This window comes from Polaromonas sp. (assembly GCF_012927485.1).
Classification (GTDB): Bacteria; Pseudomonadota; Gammaproteobacteria; order Burkholderiales; family Burkholderiaceae_C; genus Polaromonas.
On the sequence record NZ_JABBPC010000036.1, the window covers coordinates 287,844 to 305,107 of the forward strand.

At 56.1% G+C, this 17,264-nt stretch carries 20 protein-coding genes and 1 tRNA gene; 18 read left to right on the forward strand and 3 right to left on the reverse strand.

Annotated elements, in window-relative coordinates; all coding sequences use genetic code 11:
• Window positions 1-16: 16 nt before the first annotated feature.
• The 8 genes from hisF (at window position 17) to tatC (ending at window position 4,253) form a co-directional block, all read left to right on the forward strand.
• Entirely contained in the window at window positions 17-796 is a 780-nt protein-coding gene (gene hisF, locus HHJ16_RS16355; protein ID WP_296902323.1) for an imidazole glycerol phosphate synthase subunit HisF, read from the forward strand.
• A gap of 85 nt (window positions 797-881) precedes the next feature.
• The gene (hisI, locus tag HHJ16_RS16360; protein WP_296902324.1) at window positions 882-1,271 is read left to right on the forward strand and encodes a phosphoribosyl-AMP cyclohydrolase; all 390 of its coding nucleotides are present in this window, start codon (window positions 882-884) and stop codon (window positions 1,269-1,271) included.
• A 16-nt stretch (window positions 1,272-1,287) separates the two neighbouring features.
• On the forward strand, window positions 1,288-1,692 hold the full coding sequence (locus tag HHJ16_RS16365) for a phosphoribosyl-ATP diphosphatase (RefSeq protein WP_296902326.1): 405 nt from the start codon (window positions 1,288-1,290) through the stop codon (window positions 1,690-1,692).
• A gap of 15 nt (window positions 1,693-1,707) precedes the next feature.
• Window positions 1,708-2,058: a hypothetical protein gene (locus HHJ16_RS16370; RefSeq protein ID WP_296902328.1), complete on the forward strand. Its 351-nt coding sequence runs from the start codon at window positions 1,708-1,710 to the stop codon at window positions 2,056-2,058.
• 50 nt (window positions 2,059-2,108) lie between these two features.
• Window positions 2,109-2,468 (forward strand): histidine triad nucleotide-binding protein, encoded by a 360-nt coding sequence (locus tag HHJ16_RS16375; RefSeq protein WP_296902330.1) that lies wholly within the window; start codon window positions 2,109-2,111, stop codon window positions 2,466-2,468.
• 156 nt (window positions 2,469-2,624) lie between these two features.
• Window positions 2,625-2,867 carry a Sec-independent protein translocase subunit TatA gene (gene tatA / locus HHJ16_RS16380; protein ID WP_296902331.1) on the forward strand — a complete coding sequence of 81 codons (243 nt, stop codon included), beginning with the start codon at window positions 2,625-2,627 and terminating at the stop codon, window positions 2,865-2,867.
• A gap of 48 nt (window positions 2,868-2,915) precedes the next feature.
• Window positions 2,916-3,383, forward strand: a complete 468-nt coding sequence (tatB, locus tag HHJ16_RS16385) for a Sec-independent protein translocase protein TatB (RefSeq protein ID WP_296902332.1) — start codon at window positions 2,916-2,918, stop codon at window positions 3,381-3,383.
• Window positions 3,384-3,452: 69 nt separating this feature from the next.
• A complete protein-coding gene (tatC, locus tag HHJ16_RS16390) occupies window positions 3,453-4,253 on the forward strand; it encodes a twin-arginine translocase subunit TatC (protein WP_296902334.1) in 801 nt (266 codons plus the stop codon).
• 157 nt (window positions 4,254-4,410) lie between these two features.
• On the opposite strand, the gene HHJ16_RS16395 is transcribed toward tatC, so the two are convergent.
• On the reverse strand, window positions 4,411-5,568 hold the full coding sequence (locus HHJ16_RS16395) for a trypsin-like peptidase domain-containing protein (protein WP_296902336.1): 1,158 nt from the start codon (window positions 5,566-5,568) through the stop codon (window positions 4,411-4,413).
• Between the two features lie 189 nt (window positions 5,569-5,757).
• Here HHJ16_RS16395 and HHJ16_RS16400 point away from each other — a divergent pair, with 189 nt between their 5' ends.
• Both HHJ16_RS16400 and pdxA read left to right on the forward strand, forming a co-directional pair.
• Entirely contained in the window at window positions 5,758-6,528 is a 771-nt protein-coding gene (locus HHJ16_RS16400; RefSeq protein ID WP_296902338.1) for a Nif3-like dinuclear metal center hexameric protein, read from the forward strand.
• A gap of 24 nt (window positions 6,529-6,552) precedes the next feature.
• Entirely contained in the window at window positions 6,553-7,605 is a 1,053-nt protein-coding gene (gene pdxA / locus HHJ16_RS16405) for a 4-hydroxythreonine-4-phosphate dehydrogenase PdxA (protein WP_296902340.1), read from the forward strand.
• Between the two features lie 42 nt (window positions 7,606-7,647).
• On the opposite strand, the gene mscL is transcribed toward pdxA, so the two are convergent.
• Window positions 7,648-8,067: a large conductance mechanosensitive channel protein MscL gene (mscL, locus tag HHJ16_RS16410; RefSeq protein WP_296902342.1), complete on the reverse strand. Its 420-nt coding sequence runs from the start codon at window positions 8,065-8,067 to the stop codon at window positions 7,648-7,650.
• A 269-nt stretch (window positions 8,068-8,336) separates the two neighbouring features.
• Between mscL and petA the strand changes: the two genes are divergently transcribed.
• The 6 genes from petA (at window position 8,337) to HHJ16_RS16440 (ending at window position 12,643) form a co-directional block, all read left to right on the forward strand.
• On the forward strand, window positions 8,337-8,963 hold the full coding sequence (gene petA / locus HHJ16_RS16415) for a ubiquinol-cytochrome c reductase iron-sulfur subunit (RefSeq protein WP_296902344.1): 627 nt from the start codon (window positions 8,337-8,339) through the stop codon (window positions 8,961-8,963).
• A 104-nt stretch (window positions 8,964-9,067) separates the two neighbouring features.
• The gene (locus HHJ16_RS16420) at window positions 9,068-10,477 is read left to right on the forward strand and encodes a cytochrome bc complex cytochrome b subunit (RefSeq protein WP_296902345.1); all 1,410 of its coding nucleotides are present in this window, start codon (window positions 9,068-9,070) and stop codon (window positions 10,475-10,477) included.
• Window positions 10,478-10,493: 16 nt separating this feature from the next.
• Window positions 10,494-11,249: a cytochrome c1 gene (locus HHJ16_RS16425; protein ID WP_296902346.1), complete on the forward strand. Its 756-nt coding sequence runs from the start codon at window positions 10,494-10,496 to the stop codon at window positions 11,247-11,249.
• 118 nt (window positions 11,250-11,367) lie between these two features.
• On the forward strand, window positions 11,368-11,979 hold the full coding sequence (locus tag HHJ16_RS16430) for a glutathione S-transferase N-terminal domain-containing protein (RefSeq protein ID WP_296902348.1): 612 nt from the start codon (window positions 11,368-11,370) through the stop codon (window positions 11,977-11,979).
• A 42-nt stretch (window positions 11,980-12,021) separates the two neighbouring features.
• Entirely contained in the window at window positions 12,022-12,555 is a 534-nt protein-coding gene (locus HHJ16_RS16435; RefSeq protein WP_296902349.1) for a ClpXP protease specificity-enhancing factor, read from the forward strand.
• A 12-nt stretch (window positions 12,556-12,567) separates the two neighbouring features.
• Window positions 12,568-12,643: transfer RNA gene (locus HHJ16_RS16440), tRNA-Thr, on the forward strand.
• A gap of 134 nt (window positions 12,644-12,777) precedes the next feature.
• Here HHJ16_RS16440 and HHJ16_RS16445 read toward each other — a convergent pair.
• Window positions 12,778-13,095 carry a hypothetical protein gene (locus HHJ16_RS16445; protein ID WP_296902350.1) on the reverse strand — a complete coding sequence of 106 codons (318 nt, stop codon included), beginning with the start codon at window positions 13,093-13,095 and terminating at the stop codon, window positions 12,778-12,780.
• 50 nt (window positions 13,096-13,145) lie between these two features.
• Between HHJ16_RS16445 and HHJ16_RS16450 the strand changes: the two genes are divergently transcribed.
• Window positions 13,146-14,129 carry a M23 family metallopeptidase gene (locus tag HHJ16_RS16450; protein WP_296902352.1) on the forward strand — a complete coding sequence of 328 codons (984 nt, stop codon included), beginning with the start codon at window positions 13,146-13,148 and terminating at the stop codon, window positions 14,127-14,129.
• A 308-nt stretch (window positions 14,130-14,437) separates the two neighbouring features.
• On the forward strand, window positions 14,438-17,203 hold the full coding sequence (gene secA, locus HHJ16_RS16455; protein WP_296902354.1) for a preprotein translocase subunit SecA: 2,766 nt from the start codon (window positions 14,438-14,440) through the stop codon (window positions 17,201-17,203).
• Window positions 17,204-17,264 lie beyond the last annotated feature (61 nt).

Consider the following 17,264-nt stretch of genomic DNA (forward strand, 5'->3'; position numbering starts at 1 on the left):
CGTAACCATTTTCAGCATGCTCGCCAAACGCATCATCCCCTGCCTTGACGTGACCGGTGGTCGCGTCGTAAAAGGCGTTAATTTTGTCGAACTGCGTGACGCTGGCGACCCGGTTGAAATTGCCGCCCGCTACAACGACCAGGGTGCTGACGAACTTACTTTTCTGGACATCACTGCCACCAGCGACGGCCGCGACCTTATCTTGCACATCATCGAAGCAGTGGCTTCCCAGGTGTTTATTCCTCTGACGGTCGGTGGTGGGGTGCGCACAGTTGACGACGTGCGCCGCCTGCTCAATGCCGGGGCGGATAAGACGAGCTTTAATTCCGCCGCGATTGCCAACCCGCAGGTGATCGAGGATGCCTCCAATAAATACGGTGCCCAGTGCATCGTGGTCGCCATTGACGCGAAGCGCCGCAGCGAAGAAGACGCCAAAACGCGTGGCCCGGGCTGGGATGTATACAGCCATGGTGGCCGCAAAAACACCGGGCTCGACGCCGTTGCCTGGGCCATTGAGATGGCGCGGCGCGGTGCGGGCGAGATTTTGCTGACCAGCATGGACCGCGACGGCACCAAATCGGGCTTTGACCTGGCGCTAACCCGCGCGGTAAGCGACGCCGTCAGTGTGCCGGTGATTGCGTCGGGCGGGGTCGGCAACCTCGATCATCTGGCCGACGGCGTGCAAATCGGCCATGCCGATGCGGTGCTGGCGGCGAGTATTTTTCATTATGGTGAGTACACCATACTGCAGGCCAAGCAGCGCCTGGCCGAGCGCGGTATTCCGGTCCGGCTCTAACCTTCAAGCATTTTTTGGGCACCTTGGGCGGGAGGGTTGGGCATAACGCAAGGCGGCCGCCCGACAATCGCGGACAATATAAATCATGAATTGGTTAGACAACATTCGTTGGGACGACAAGGGCTTGATCCCGGTCATCGCGCAGGAAGCTTCCAGCGGCGATGTGCTCATGTTTGCGTGGATGAACCGTGAGGCGCTGCAAAAAACCGCCGAGCTGGGCCATGCGGTGTATTTCAGCCGATCGCGCGGACGCTTGTGGCACAAGGGCGAAGAGTCAGGTCACATTCAGACGGTGCATGAAATTCGGCTCGACTGTGACAACGACGTGATCCTGCTCAAGGTAACGCAACTCGGCCACGAGCCTGGAATTGCCTGCCACACCGGCCGCCACAGTTGTTTTTTCAGCCTTTACAAAGACGGCGAGTGGGTCGTCACCGAGCCGGTCTTGAAAGACCCCGCCAGCATCTACAAATAGCCTGAACTGAACCAATATGTCTTCTAACGACACCCTCCAGCGCCTGGCGCAAATTATTGAAAGCCGCCTGCCAGCCCAAGGCGGCGACCCGGATAAAAGTTATGTCGCGCGTCTGTTGCAGAAGGGCCCGGACGCTTTCCTGAAAAAGATTGGCGAAGAAGCCACTGAAACCGTAATGGCCGCCAAGGACCTCGACTACAGCGGCGATACGGTCGAGATCAAAGCCGGGTTGAAGGCCAAGCTGGTTGGCGAGGTTGCTGATTTATGGTTTCATAGCCTGATCGCGCTGGTCCACTACGGATTGAGCCCCGCCGACGTGATGGTCGAGTTGGAGCGCCGCGAAGGCACCAGTGGGATTGAGGAAAAGGCGCTGCGCAAGGCGCAACATCGCGACGCAAGCGAGGCGGTCGGCAAGACTTGAACCAAGGCATCAACCATGGAAAATGATTTGGCCAACATCGACATCAAGAACTCTAACGATCGCACCGTGATGCATGTGCTGTATGGCCTGCACACGCTGGCCTGGTTCAGTGGTGGTGTTTTTGCGGTGATAGCGCTCATCGTCAATTACATCCGCCGTGCAGACGAATCTGACCCGCTGTATATCGATCACCACAGTTACATGATCCGCACCTTTTGGTGGACGCTGCTATGGCTGGTCCTGCTGTCGCCCTTATGGCTGTTGCTGATGTTGCCGGGTGTGGTTGCTTACGGCATCGTCTGGTTATGGTATTTGTACCGCTGCGTGCGAGGCTGGATGCGCTTTAACAGCGACCGCTTTTCCTGACCTGCACGTCGATTTCAGAAATAAGAATTCATAACAATCCTGGCCACCGCATGAGTACTTCTGACAATTGCATTTTTTGCAAAATCGCTTCTGGCGCGATTCCTAGTAAAAAAGTGTACGAGGACGACGAGCTGTTCGCGTTTCATGACATCAAGCCCTGGGCGCCCGTACATTTTCTGATTATTCCCAAGATGCATATTCCCTCGATGGCGCAGGTCGGCCCTGAGCACGGGTCGCTGCTGGGGCGCATGATGGTGCTGGCGGCTCAATTGGCGTTGGAGCAGGGATGCAATCCTTATCCAGAGGGCGGTTTTCGCATTGTCGTCAATACTGGCACGGAAGGCGGGCAGGAAGTACATCACCTGCATTTTCATGTGATTGGCGGCGCCAGACCCTGGCTAAAAGGCTGACCGGTGTCGGGAGCTTGGGAACCCTTGGGGCGGCGAAGGTACTAACATCAACCTGCAATGCAGTGGGTGTACTCAGCGGTTCGTGCGCTGGGCCTTTAGAATCAAAGCATTCGCATGAGAATTCGCAAACCTGTATTTACAGATTAGGAGCAAAACATGGGTGGACTTTCCATTTGGCACTGGTTGATCGTGCTGTTAATCGTGGTGATGGTGTTTGGCACCAAAAAGCTCAAAAACATGGGCAGTGACTTGGGTGGCGCAGTCAAGGGTTTTAAAGAAGGCATGAAAGAAGGCGGGCAGCCCGCTGAAGACAAGCCCGCCAGTCAGGTCACCAATGCGCAGGCGCCTGATAAGGCTGACAAGACCACCATTGACGTCGAAGCGCGGCAAAAGCCGTAATTCGAGACAGCTTGCCGCGTCTACAGCAACTTTAACGCCTCGCCTGTAATGATTGACCTCGGGATTTCCAAAATCGCTTTGATCGGGGCCGTCGCACTGATTGTGATTGGCCCAGAAAAGTTGCCTCGCCTCGCCCGTACTGTGGGCACTTTGTTGGGCAAAGCGCAACGTTACGTGGCCGATGTCAAGCAAGAGGTCAACCGGTCCATGGAGCTTGATGAGCTTAAGAAGATGAAAGAGACCGTCGAAGGGGCTGCCCGGGACGTTGAACACTCGATCCAGACCAATGCCAGTGATTTTGAGAAATCATGGGCTGACGCCACCAGCGGCGCCGCTACCAGCGCGGTTCCCCAGCTTGAGATTTTCCCCGAATACCGGCATCCAAAAAAGAAGTGGCGGCTGAAACAGGGCGCTACGCCGCAATGGTATAAAGCGCGCACAGGTAGGCGCACCAAGGCTCAGTCCGGCGCAGCGCGAGTAGCGCGATTCCGTCCGCTGCCTGGCCACAATGCCTGATTTATCCTCCTCCTTCTCTCGCTTATTAGCGCGCCCTCTCACGCAACCCACTCAGCGCAAACTTCCTTCATGAGCGACCCCCACACCGACAAGCCCGACGAACTCGCAGGCACAGAACAACCTTTCGTGCAGCACCTTGTGGAATTGCGCGACCGGATGATCAAGGCGGTGATTGCAATTGGTATCGCCGCCGCCGTTCTGGCGTTGTTTCCCGGTCCTGGCGCGCTGTATGACTTGATGGCGGCACCGCTTGTTGCCGCTTTGCCCAAGGGGGCCACGCTGATCGCTACCAACGTCATTTCGCCGTTCGTGGTACCCATCAAGATTCTTTTCATGGCCGCGTTCATGGTCGCGTTGCCCGTGGTGCTCTATCAGGTCTGGGCGTTCGTGGCGCCCGGGTTGTATTCGCACGAGAAAAAACTTGTCATGCCGCTGGTCGTTTCCAGCACCTTGTTATTTTTTGTAGGGGTGGCGTTTTGCTACTACTTTGTGTTTGGCCAGGTGTTCAAGTTCATCCAGAGCTTTGCGCCCAAGTCGATCACCGCTGCACCAGACATTGAGGAATACCTTAACTTCGTGCTCGGTATGTTCCTGGCGTTCGGCTTGGCCTTTGAGGTGCCGATTGCGGTGATTCTGCTGGTTCGCATGGGGTTGCTCAGCATTGCCCAATTGCGCCAGTACCGCGGCTATTTTTGGGTGGCTGCCGCTATTGGCACCGCGATGGTTACACCGCCCGATGCGGGCTCCATGATCATGCTGCTCATGGTGGTCGGTGGCTTGTACGAGATCGGCATTCTTGCGGCTTTGGTATTCATCAAGCACACCAAAGCCCCTGCGTCCGATGGCGACACAGACGCTGCGAAATCCTGACGTTCGTGAACTACCGAAGTTTTCGGCCGTAACCACGTCAGGTGCGCAGCACCATTTTTGGACCCTGACGAAAGAAGTTCATCTAATCGGCAGGGTGCCGGATTAATGGGGATATTTGTCGCGCTTAAAACGGTAGTAAATCAAAGCCAGATCTGTTTCATTGCGGAACCTTGGGGCGCTGTCGCTTACCGGGCGTTACCGGAATTTCAGTCTGATTGTCCTTGCGCAGCACGGTCAGCGGTGACGGTGTGCCGGGTTTAAGCGCTGCGACGGCGGTTAGCAGCTGGCTCACGTTGCCAACCGACTTTCCATTGACGGCCGTGATGACGTCGCCCGGTCGTATGCCTGCCTGCGCGGCCGGGCCGTTTTGCAGCACGCCGGTGATGATCACCCCTCCCGCCTTTACGGCGCTCGGTTTGATGTTGAAGGTTTCTGCCAATTCGGGGTTCAGGTCCTGCGGCTCAACGCCGATCCAGCCGCGTGTGACCTGACCGTCTTTAACAATGCCTTCCAGCACCTGTTTCGCCGTGGACACGGGAATGGCGAAACCGATACCCATTGAGCCGCCTGAGCGCGAGTAAATCGCCGTATTTATGCCCATCAGATTGCCGTTCACATCGACCAACGCGCCGCCCGAGTTCCCGGGGTTAATGGCGGCATCGGTCTGGATGAAGTTCTCGAACGTGTTAATGCCGAGTTGGTTTCGACCCAGTGCGCTCACGATGCCGCCGGTTACGGTCTGGCCCACGCCAAACGGGTTGCCAATGGCCAGCACCGGATCGCCGACCTGCAGTGCGTCCGAATTGCCCAGGACGATGACTGGCAGTTTGTCCAGATCGATTTTGAGAATGGCCAAATCGGTGTCTGGATCGGTGCCGATCACTTGGGCCTTGGCCTTGCGGGTGTCGTTAAGAATCACCTCAATATCGTCCGCACCTTCCACTACGTGGTTGTTGGTCAATATGTAGCCGGAGGCACTGATAATGACGCCGCTACCCAAGCCGCTCTGAGGCTCCCCAGAGCTCTTGTCGCCAAAGAAAAACTTGAACCAAGGATCGTCTGCGTTCGGGTTTTTGGCTGCAGCTTTGCTGGTGTTAATGCTGACCACCGCCGCCGAGGCCTGCTTTGCGGCCAGGGCGAAACTTCCGACCGGGGCGCCCCCGCGCGGCGCGATGCTGGCAGGTGCTTGAATGACTGCTACACCGCGCAGAGAGGCCCCTCTGTCCAGCCACTGCGGCTTCAGTGTGGCCACCACAAAATAAGCCGCCAGCACAACGGTGACGGTTTGGGAAAACAGGAGCCAAGTGCGCTTCATGGGTGAAAGAGTGGTCAGTTGGCCATTAAAAAGGGATTGAACGGTATGCAGCCGCGTCGGATTGAAGTACGGGCTGCATGACCGTATTGTGCCCGCAAGCCGGCGAGGACGCGTCCGAACCTGTGTGCACCAGGTCCGTAATATATCCAAAAAACTTTTGTGCCCTCCACCTCCTGAGACAATCAGCGCATGAGCACCAACCGACAGGATTTGCTGCACGCCTTTGATGCGCTGTTGCAGCCCGCGCGCTTCAAGGACTATGGCCCCAACGGCCTGCAGGTGGAGGGGCGACTGCGGATAGGGAAAATTGTGTCCGGCGTGACTGCGAGTCGGGCCCTGATCGAAGCCGCCATCGAAGCGCAGGCCGATGCGATTTTTGTGCACCACGGTCTTTTCTGGCAGGGGCAAGACGGCTGCGTGACGGGATGGATGAAGCAGCGTTTGGCCCTCCTGTTGGCCCACGACATTAACCTGTTTGCCTACCATCTGCCGCTGGATGCCCACCCGGTATGGGGCAACAACGCGCAATTGGGCCTGCAACTCGGTTTAAAAGCCAGCGCACGGTTTGGCGAGCAGGATTTGGGTTTTCTTGGAGTTCGGGCGGATGGCGGCCAATTTGCCAGCGCCGCTGCGCTGGCTGATCACGTTAAAACTGTATTGGATCGATCTTTTGTATATCTCGTACAAGCTGCAGGAGTGGTTGGTGCTGTACAAAACATAGCGTGGTGTACCGGCGGGGGGCAAGGGTACTTTGAGGCCGCGATAGCGGCGGGCGCGGAGGCCTTCATTACCGGCGAGATATCCGAACCGCAAGCGCACTACGCGCGCGAGATGGGCGTAGCCTTCATCGCGTGCGGTCACCATGCGTCAGAGCGTTTTGGTGCCCCCGCATTGGCGGGGCATGTCGCGGCAGAGCTCGGCCTGACCCACCAATTTATCGATATTGACAACCCTGCCTGACACCGCTCGTGCAACCAAGCCAACATGACTAAACCCCTGCTCATTACCATGGGCGATGCTGCTGGCATCGGCCCTGAAATTATCGCCAAAGCTTTTCGGGATTGGCCTGTCGACTTGGCGTGTTGTGTCGTCGTAGGTGACGTGGCCACCTTGCGTCGCGCTGCCGCGCTGACAGCCGCGCCACTGGCTTTGCCGGTAGCGCAGCTCGATAACTTGAACGAAGTCTCCTCCATCCCGCCGCGCTGTATTCCCGTGCTGCAAAGATGTGATCTGCTTGCGCCTGTCCCTTATGGGCTGGTGAGTGTTTTGGCTGGAAAAGCTGCGGGCGACTGTATTGTCTGGGCGGCCCGCGCCGTCCTCGCGGGGGAAGCGGCGGGTATGGTGACCGCTCCAATTCACAAGGCGGCCCTGGCCGCTGCCGGGGGGCGAATGGCAGGTTTTCCCGGCCATACAGAGCTGCTGCAAGCAGAAGCCGCTGCGTTCCTGGGTCGGGCGCTCAGTGAGGTTCCGGTGCGCATGATGCTGGCCAATGACGAACTGAAAACCGTGCTGGTCAGTATTCACCTGTCGTTGAGGCGGGCCATTGAGGCCGTGACTTTTGACAACGTGCTGCAGACGTTGCAGATCACGCACCGGGCTATGGGCGCCAGCTTGGGGCGGCCGCCCCGCATCGCGGTGGCAGGCCTGAATCCGCATGCGGGTGAGGGCGGCCTGTTTGGTACCGAGGAGCAATTCATCATTGCCCCCGCCATTGCCGCTGCCACTGACGAAGGCTTGCACGTCAGTGGCCCGTTTGCGCCTGATACCGTTTTCATGCGGGCACGTAATACCCTACGTAAACCCGGTGAATTTGACGTGGTGGTCGCGATGTACCACGACCAAGGGTTGATTCCCGTTAAATATTTGGGCGTAGAGCAGGGCGTGAACGTCACGCTGGGCCTGCCTCTGGTGCGAACCAGCCCAGACCATGGCACTGCGTTTGATATTGCCGGGACCGGCCGGGCCGACCCTTCCAGTCTGGTCGCCGCTATCCGAACGGCGCGCCGGCTGGCGGAAAAGTCAAATCGGGCGGCTTAACTGATCGCGACGGCACCAATTCAGTTGCCTACAGTTCAAGCTCTAGCGTTTAAGGCTGTCGCGAATTTCGCGCAACAGAAGGATGTTTTCGGCAGGTGCCGAAGGCGCGGCTTCGCCTTGGCGCTTGAGCCGGTTGATCTGCCTGACCATCAGAAAAATGATGAAAGCCAAGATGGCAAAGTTGACCGCTACCGTGATAAAGCTACCGTACGCCAGCACCGGAACGCCCGCTTTTTTCAGCGCGTCCAGTGTCCTCACGGTCCCGGGCGGTACGCTGCCCATGACCATGAACAGATTGGAAAAATCCAGCTTCCCCACCACTGCGCCGATCGCCGGCATGATCAGATCTCCCACCATGGACTCGACAATCTTGCCAAACGCGCCCCCGATGATCACGCCTACGGCGAGATCAATTACATTGCCTTTGACGGCAAATTCCTTGAATTCCTGGACCATTCCCATGAGGTTCTCCTGCTATTGATGGTTTTTTGTTGATCGTGCTTGGCGATCTCAGGCCGGTGATTATCACGGCTAAGGGGATTCGGGCCGCCATCGTGCAGCATTGTTCCAAACGAAGCGGCAACTGCCTCAAAAGCCCACAGTTGGGAGTTCCCTGGCAAGCCCAAGTGGCTCGCGACCAGCGGTCTTCTTTGAGAAACGGCTTCGCTCTCCGCTACAATCATCGGTTGATCCTCGTATGCCTTTTTCAAGCAAGTTCTTGAAGGACCTTCATGACCCAAGCAAGTGTAATTGGTGTGCCCCAAGGCACTACTATCGATAAAGATAAAAGAAACTGGATCGTAGCCACGTGTGCCATGGGTGGCGCGGGCGTCGCGGCGGTTGCCGTTCCCTTTGTCAGCTCCTTCGAGCCCTCTGAAAAAGCCAAAGCAACGGGAGCCGCGGTGGAAGTCGATATTTCAGCCTTGAAACCAGGCGAAAAAATGACGGTAGAGTGGCGCGGCAAGCCCGTGTGGATTGTCAGAAGAACGCCCGAAGAACTGGCAACTTTGCCAAAACTGGATGGTTTGCTGGCCGACCCCAAGTCCGAGCGCAAGCTGCCAGACTGGACGCCTGCATACGCCCTCAACGAAAACCGCTCCATCAAACCCGAAACACTGGTAGTGGTGGGTATTTGCCCGCACCTTGGTTGTTCGCCCTCGGATAAGTTTAAAACCGGCCCGCAACCGTCGTTGCCGGATGACTGGGCCGGGGGCTGGCTCTGCCCCTGCCATGGTTCCACTTTTGATATGGCTGGCCGCGTTTACAAAAACAAGCCTTCACCCGACAATCTGGAAGTGCCGCCGCATAAGTACCTGTCAGCCACAAGGCTGCTGATCGGTGACGATAAAAAGGCCTGAAGGCCACAAACTCCTTCGCAAGACCTTGCAGCCAGCGTCTGAACCCTGTCTCACGCCACAATAGCAGGCGCTTGCCAAAGAACTCCACCAAACCAGGATCAGTTATGGCTGAATTCAAAGAAATTTCTCAAGATGCTCCGTTCGCTGCCAAAGCGATGAACTGGGTCGACAACCGTTTCCCCGCCAGCAAGCTCTTTAAAGAGCACATGAGCGAATACTATGCACCGAAAAACTTCAATTTTTGGTATGTATTTGGCTCGCTCGCACTGCTTGTACTGGTCATTCAGATCGTCACCGGCATTTTCCTGACGATGCACTACAAGGCGGATGCGGCCCTTGCGTTCGGCTCTGTCGAATACATCATGCGTGATGTGCCGTGGGGCTGGCTGATTCGCTACATGCACTCCACAGGTGCTTCAGCCTTCTTTATCGTCGTCTACATGCACATGTTCCGGGGTTTGCTGTACGGCAGTTATCGGAAGCCGCGAGAGTTGATCTGGGTTTTCGGTTGCGCAATTTTTCTGGCGCTGATGGCGGAAGCGTTTATGGGTTACCTTTTGCCTTGGGGTCAGATGAGCTACTGGGGCGCCCAGGTGATCGTGAACCTGTTTGCCGCCATCCCATTTATCGGCCCCGACCTGGCGCTTTTGATCCGCGGCGACTATGTGATTGGTGATGCGACCTTGAATCGTTTCTTCTCGTTCCACGTGATTGCCGTACCGCTGGTGCTGCTGGGCTTGGTAGTTGCGCACATCATTGCGTTACACGAAGTGGGCTCCAATAACCCTGACGGTGTTGAGATCAAAGGCCCGAACGCACCGCGCGATGCCAACGGTCACCCGCTGGACGGCATTCCGTTCCATCCGTACTACTCGGTGCACGACATCTTCTTCGTGTGTCTGTTCCTGATGATCTTTACGGCCATCATCTTCTTCGCGCCAGAGTTCGGCGGATACTTCCTCGAGTACAACAATTTCATCCCTGCCGACCCGCTGCAAACTCCTTTGCATATTGCCCCCGTCTGGTATTTCACACCTTATTACTCTATGTTGCGAGCCATTACTGGCGAGATGATGTACGCGCTCATTGCCTGCGTGCTTGCGGGTGCGGTGCTGGGTGTGGTCAAGGCGAAAATCGGTATTTTGTTTAAGGCTGTCATCGTGGGTGCTACGGTGGCGGTAGTCGCTGCCATGCTGACCATTGATGCCAAGTTCTGGGGCGTGGTGGTGATGGGTGGTGCTGTCGTCATCCTGTTCTTCCTGCCCTGGTTGGACAATAGCGAGGTCAAATCTATCCGTTATCGTCCGAGTTGGAACAAGTACCTGTACGGGATTTTCGTCATCAACTTTTTCGTGCTGGGCTATCTTGGCGTGCAGCCACCTTCAGCGCTTGGTGGACGGCTGTCTCAGATCGGCACCCTGTTCTATTTCGGCTTCTTTCTGCTGATGCCGTGGTGGAGCCGACTGGGCACGTTCAAACCCGTCCCGAACCGCGTGACGTTTGCCGCCCACTGAGCTGGAGACCTACACAATGAAAAAATTCATTTTCGCCTTGATTACAACGGTTGGCCTGGTCGCGGGTGCGCAGGCTGCGGAGGGTGGCTTCGCCTGGGACAAAGCGCCCAGCAAGACCAACGACCTGGCTTCACTGCAAAACGGGGCTAAGCTTTTTGTCAACTACTGCCTGAACTGTCACTCGGCCGCCTTCATGCGCTTCAACCGCCTGAAAGACCTCGGCCTGACCGATCAGCAAATCAAGGAAAACCTGCTCTTCACCACCGATAAAGTCGGTGAAACGATGAAATCCGCGATTGACCCAAAACAGGCGAAAGCGTGGTTTGGCGCTAACCCGCCTGATCTGACGGTGATTGCCCGTTCGCGTTCTGGCGCTGGTGGGTCGGGTGCCGATTACCTTTACACGTATCTCCGGACCTTCTACCGCGACGATACCAAAGCCACTGGCTGGAACAACATGGCTTTCCCCAACGCGGCTATGCCGCACGTGCTGTGGGAATTGCAGGGTGAGCGCAAGCCGGTGTACTTAGAGCAAGAAGAGCATGGTCATAAGGTGTCGGTCTTGAAGGGATGGCAGCAAGTTACGCCCGGCACCCTGACGCCGCTCCAATATGACCAGACTATAGGGGACCTCGTGGGTTATCTGCAGTGGATGGGCGAGCCAGCCCAAAATACCCGGGTACGTGTCGGGGTTTGGGTACTGATTTTTCTTCTTGGCTTGACGTTTGTCGCGTGGCGCTTGAATGCGGCGTTCTGGAAAGACATCAAGTAATTTTCTCGCCGATTAATGTGCTGTGGGTGCGCTTTGGTAGGGCCCCGGCATCTTCGGAGTGGATGGCTCAAGTTTAAATTCTTAGCCTCCACTCTTTTGTTTTCAGGAGTTCCGAATCATGATGGTCCTTTATTCAGGCACAACCTGCCCTTTCTCACACCGCTGCCGTTTTGTGCTTTTCGAAAAAGGCATGGATTTCGAAATCCGCGACGTGGACCTTTACAACAAGCCCGAAGACATCAACGTGATGAATCCGTACGGACAAGTTCCGATTCTGGTCGAGCGCGACCTGATTCTGTACGAGTCGAACATCATTAACGAGTACATCGACGAGCGCTTCCCGCACCCGCAACTGATGCCTGGTGACCCGGTTGACCGCGCGCGCGTCCGGTTGTTCCTCCTGAATTTTGAAAAGGAGCTGTTCGTTCACGTCAGCGCGCTTGAATCACGTGCCTCCAAGGGAAATGACAAGGCGCTTGAAAAATCCCGTCTGCATATCCGGGATCGTCTGACCCAGCTGGCGCCGATTTTTCTAAAAAACAAGTTCATGCTCGGTGACAATTTCTCCATGCTGGATGTGGCGATTGCACCGCTCCTTTGGCGCCTGGACTACTATGGCATCGACTTGTCTAAAAATGCCGCGCCGCTTCTGAAGTACGCTGAACGTATTTTTTCGCGACCCGCTTACATTGAAGCATTGACGCCCTCCGAGAAAGTGATGCGCAAGTAATTGCCACATTAGATATCCGGAGCAAGAAGCTTGGCTGAATTCATGAATGCACTGGACTCCGCTTCAACGCGCCCTTACCTGATACGGGCCTTGTATGAGTGGTGCACTGACAACGGCTTCACACCGTATGTGGCCGTCTCGGTGGATGAAAGCGTTCAGGTGCCGCGGGAGTACGTCAAGAACAACGAGATTGTCCTCAACATCGGTTTCGCGGCAACCAGCGCGCTTCAGCTGGGCAATGAGTTCATTGAGTTCAAGGCGCGTTTTGCCGGTAGTGCGCGGGAGATTCTGGTTCCCATCAGCCATGTGATAGCGATTTATGCCCGCGAAAACGGGCAGGGGATGGCGTTTCCCATGGTGACCGCTGCGGCGGGGAAGGATGCGGGCCCTGCCGCGTTGGACGCCTCGGCACCGACCCTGGTGTCTGCTGCGACGGGCTCCATGGATGCACCAGATAACAGATTCATGCAGCTTGTGCCTGAAAGTTCGCCGGGTGTCGCCGAGCAGGATTCCGATTCCTCAGAACCCCCAGAGCCACCGCCACGCACGCGACCTTCGCTCACGCGGGTCAAGTAAAATAAGATTTTTGCCGCTTTAGCTCAGTTGGTAGAGCAACCGCCTTGTAAGCGGTAGGTCGTCAGTTCGATTCCGACAAGCGGCACCAGTTATCAGAATTTTTGACCAATTTTTCTTGTAGTCAAACAGCATTCGGGCAAGCGACGTCAAATTTAGTAGAAAAAGCAAGGTCACTGCTAAAAACCGCGCGGGCCAGGTATCCGGTAAACCTTTGTCCAGGCGTTACTTTTTCGCGATGAGCACCTTCAGCCGAACTGAGGCAACCTTCCAACCTTTGCGAAGCAGCTGGGCTTGGATGAGGGGAAGCAGTTGCCGGATTTTTGCAGCGGCTGAGCTGCTGCTCACCAGCAGGCACCAGCTTTCGCCGTCGATCGGACCGGCCATGACGGCAGGGCGGAGGGCTTCAGGGAGCAACGACTCAATTGCCTTGAGCCGCTCGTTGGAATCCTGGACCAGCGCTGTCAGCTTTGCCAGTGACGGTGAGTTCTCAGCCGCCTGATGCACGGTAAGAACCAGGGGAAGGTGCCGAATTGGATTCACGGTTTTCGGAACTCTGCGGAATAAGCGGAAGCTTTTAGAAAGGTAGACAAGTGCAATTGATTATCACGGATGCATGGCTCGCCAAAAGCCGTGCCATCTATTTAAGCGGCACAAGACTCATTCTGACTGGTTTCGTTGCTGCATTGGCGCTCATGGTAGTGGCTGCGGGCCTGTATCACTGGGTGTTTCTCAAGGGCGCACGTGAGGGCTGGCCGGTGATTGGATCCCTGGTGAAGCTGATGGTCAAGGATGAGTCTGACCAGCGTGAGCGCTTTCTTCGCGAGAATCTCGACATGATGGCCAAGCGTCTCGGCGAAATGCAGGCCAAGCTGCTGCAGCTCGAATCACTTGGGGAACGGGTGTCCGGACTGGCAGGCATCAATCCCAACGAGATCAAGTCGACGCCTGGCAGTGGGGGGGTTCTGATAGCCGGGCGTTCGCTTACCATGGAAGAGCTTCAGACGACCATGGCAGATATGGACCAACTGACCGACCAGCGGGCGGATTTGATGACCGTCATGGAGTCGCGTCTTTTTGACCAGAAGGTCAAAAAAATGATGGTGCCGAACCAGGAACCTGTGACCAACGGCAACCTCGGCTCACCTTTTGGTTGGCGGATCGACCCCTTTAACGGCCGCTCCGCCCTGCATACCGGCCTGGATTTCCCGTCGGAACCCGGTACCGCCATTCTTGCTGCTGCGGGGGGTGTGGTTGTGGCGCAGGAATACCACCCGGCTTATGGCAATATGGTGGAAATAGATCATGGTAACGAGTTGATAACGCGTTACGCGCATGCGTCGCGGGTGCTGGTAAAAAAAGGCGATCTCGTCAAACGGGGTCAGAAAATTGCGGAAGTGGGAAGTACCGGGCGCTCTACCGGTCCGCACTTGCATTTCGAGGTGCTGGTGCAAGGCGTTTTTCAGGATCCGCAGAAATTTCTGACCGCTGGAAAGCACTTGCCAGCATCTTCTTTGGGCGCAGTAGCCATGTCCCGGCTCCCCATGGCAACCTTGCAGAAAGCACCGGCGAACTAGCGGTTCTTTTGCTTTAAAACGAGAGAACGATGGTGGTTGCGAGCCGCCCTACGACATTTCCTGTGTGAGCTTTTTTACCTTAAACTGCAGTCATCTTTCGCCTTATCCACCACAGCGGGATCTTCTGCGCTTCCTGGCACCTCCATCATTTGAAGGTGAGCAAACGCGGGGTCTTTTGGCAGAGTTAAAATCAGAGGGTTTGCGCACAGTTGAACTGACTGCTAGCGCCCACACGTAAGTTCCGTACTCAATAAGGGATTTCGGCCGCAATGCCAGCTCACGGGAGCCGGCAATGCGGCCTCGCATTTATGGCTTCTAATATTCTGACTAAAATTTTCGGTAGCCGCAACGACAGGCTGCTCAAAACCTACCGCAAAACCGTAGAACAAATTAATGCACTGGAACCCCAGTATGAGAAGCTCGACGACGACCAGTTGCGCGCCAAAACTCAGGAGCTCAAGGACCGGGTGACCGCAGGCGCAGAACTCGATGCAATTCTCCCAGAAGCCTTTGCCGTGGTGCGAGAGGGCAGCAAACGCATTATGAAGATGCGCCACTTTGATGTGCAAATTTTGGGCGGAATGTCACTGCACAACGGCAAGATTTCGGAAATGGGCACCGGGGAAGGCAAGACCCTCACCGCGACGCTACCGGTTTACCTGAATGCATTGACCGGTAAGGGCGTGCATGTGGTGACGGTCAATGATTACCTTGCCAGTCGCGATGCGCGCTGGATGGGCAAGCTCTACAACTTTCTGGGCCTGACAGTCGGCATCAATTTGCCCAATATGTCGCGGGAGGAAAAGCAGGCTGCCTACAACTCCGATATCACCTACGGCACCAACAACGAGTACGGTTTTGACTACCTGCGTGACAACATGGTGTACGAGGTAGCGGACCGGGTACAGCGCGGGCTGAACTACGCCATCGTGGATGAGGTGGACTCGATCCTTATCGACGAGGCACGCACTCCGCTCATCATCAGCGGCCAGGCCGAAGACCACACCGAAATGTATATCGCGATGAACAAGGTCGTGCCCTTCCTGACGCTGCAGGAGGGAGAAGCGGATCCTAGAACGGGTGAGGGTGTGACTAAACCTGGCGACTACACCATCGATGAGAAAACACACCAGGTGTTTCTAACCGAGCAGGGGCATGAAAGTGCCGAGCGTCTTCTGTTCAATTTTGGTTTGATCGCGGAAGGGGCCACGCTTTACGATCCAACCAACATTTCGTTGATGCATCATTTATATGCGGCCCTGCGCGCCAATTTGTTGTACCACCGGGACCAGCATTACGTCGTCCAAGAGGGCGAGGTCGTGATTGTTGACGAGTTCACCGGGCGGTTGATGTCGGGCCGCCGCTGGAGCGATGGTCTGCACCAGGCCGTCGAAGCCAAGGAGGATGTTCAGATCCAGGCTGAAAATCAGACCATGGCTTCGATTACCTTCCAGAACTATTTCCGCCTTTACGGTAAGTTGGCCGGCATGACCGGCACCGCCGACACCGAAGCCTACGAGTTCCAGGAAATCTATGGACTGGAAACCAGCGTTATCCCACCGAATCGAATCAGCCGGCGCGAAGATCAGCTTGATCGTGTCTACAAAACTACGCGCGAAAAATACGAAGCGGCCATCAAGGATATTCGCGAGTGTTATGAGCGCGGCCAACCGGTGCTGGTCGGCACCACGTCGATCGAGAATTCCGAAATCATTGACCAGTTGCTGGTGAAGGAAGGACTGCCGCACCAGGTACTCAATGCCAAACAGCATGCCCGTGAAGCGGACATCGTGGCGCAGGCGGGACGCCCGAATATGATCACGATTGCCACCAACATGGCAGGTCGAGGTACCGACATCGTATTGGGCGGCAACGTCGAAAAATTGATTGAAGCGGTTGAAGCCGACGAGGCAATGGATGCAAGTGCGAAAGAAGCTGAAATGGCTCGCTTGCGGATTCAGTGGCAGGAGGAACATGAGCAGGTGAAGTCGCGAGGCGGACTGCGGATTATTGCAACCGAACGCCATGAGTCGCGCCGTATCGACAATCAGTTGCGAGGACGGTCGGGGCGGCAAGGCGACCCCGGCTCATCGCGCTTTTACCTGAGCCTGGATGATCCGTTGATGCGCATTTTTGCGGGGGACCGTGTCAAGGCCATCATGGAGCGGCTGAAGATGCCCGATGGCGAAGCGATCGAAGCGGGGATCGTGACGCGCAGTATCGAATCTGCGCAACGCAAGGTGGAAGCACGCAACTTTGACATCCGCAAGCAACTGCTGGAATACGACGACGTGTCCAACGATCAGCGCAAGGTGATTTACCAGCAGCGCAACGACATCATGGACGCCGACAGCCTGCAGGGACAAATCGCATCTTTGCGCGAAGGCTGCTTCACGGATTTGACGCGGCAGTACGTGCCGGTTGAAAGTGTCGAAGAACAGTGGGATGTGGCCGGGCTCGAAAGAGTATTGAGTGAAGAGTGGCAGATAGAGTTGCCCCTGCGCCAGGAACTGGATACGGCCACTGCTCTCAGCGACGAGGACGTGCTTGGGAAAGTCATCGCTTCGGCCAATATTGCATTTGCCGACAAGGTCGAAAAAATCGGGGAAGAAAATTTCACCCAGTTTGAACGCGTTGTACTGCTTCAAAGCATAGACACCCAATGGCGGGACCACCTGAGCGCGCTCGATTATCTGCGCCAGGGCATTCACTTGCGTGGCTATGCGCAGAAGCAGCCTAAGCAGGAATACAAACGTGAAGCTTTTGAATTGTTCGGTCAATTGCTCGACAGCGTCAAAAACGAAGTCACCAAAGTATTGATGACGGTCAAAGTTCAGTCGGGCGAGCAACTTGAGCAGGTGGCTGAAGAATATGAAAACCGGGCAGAAAACATCGCCAATGTCACCTACACCGCACCGACTGAAACCGGTGAAGTAGAGACGACGTTGGATGAAGAATCGCAGAGAAAAGCCAGCCCTGTGCTCGGCGCGGCGATGCCTCGGGTGGGCCGCAACGATCCTTGCCCCTGCGGTTCAGGTAAAAAATTCAAGCTCTGCCACGGCAAGTTGAAGTGAGCTGAACTCATCCCGTCGGGTAACCGGCCCAGCCATTCGTCGTCGTAAAGCCCTGGTTTCC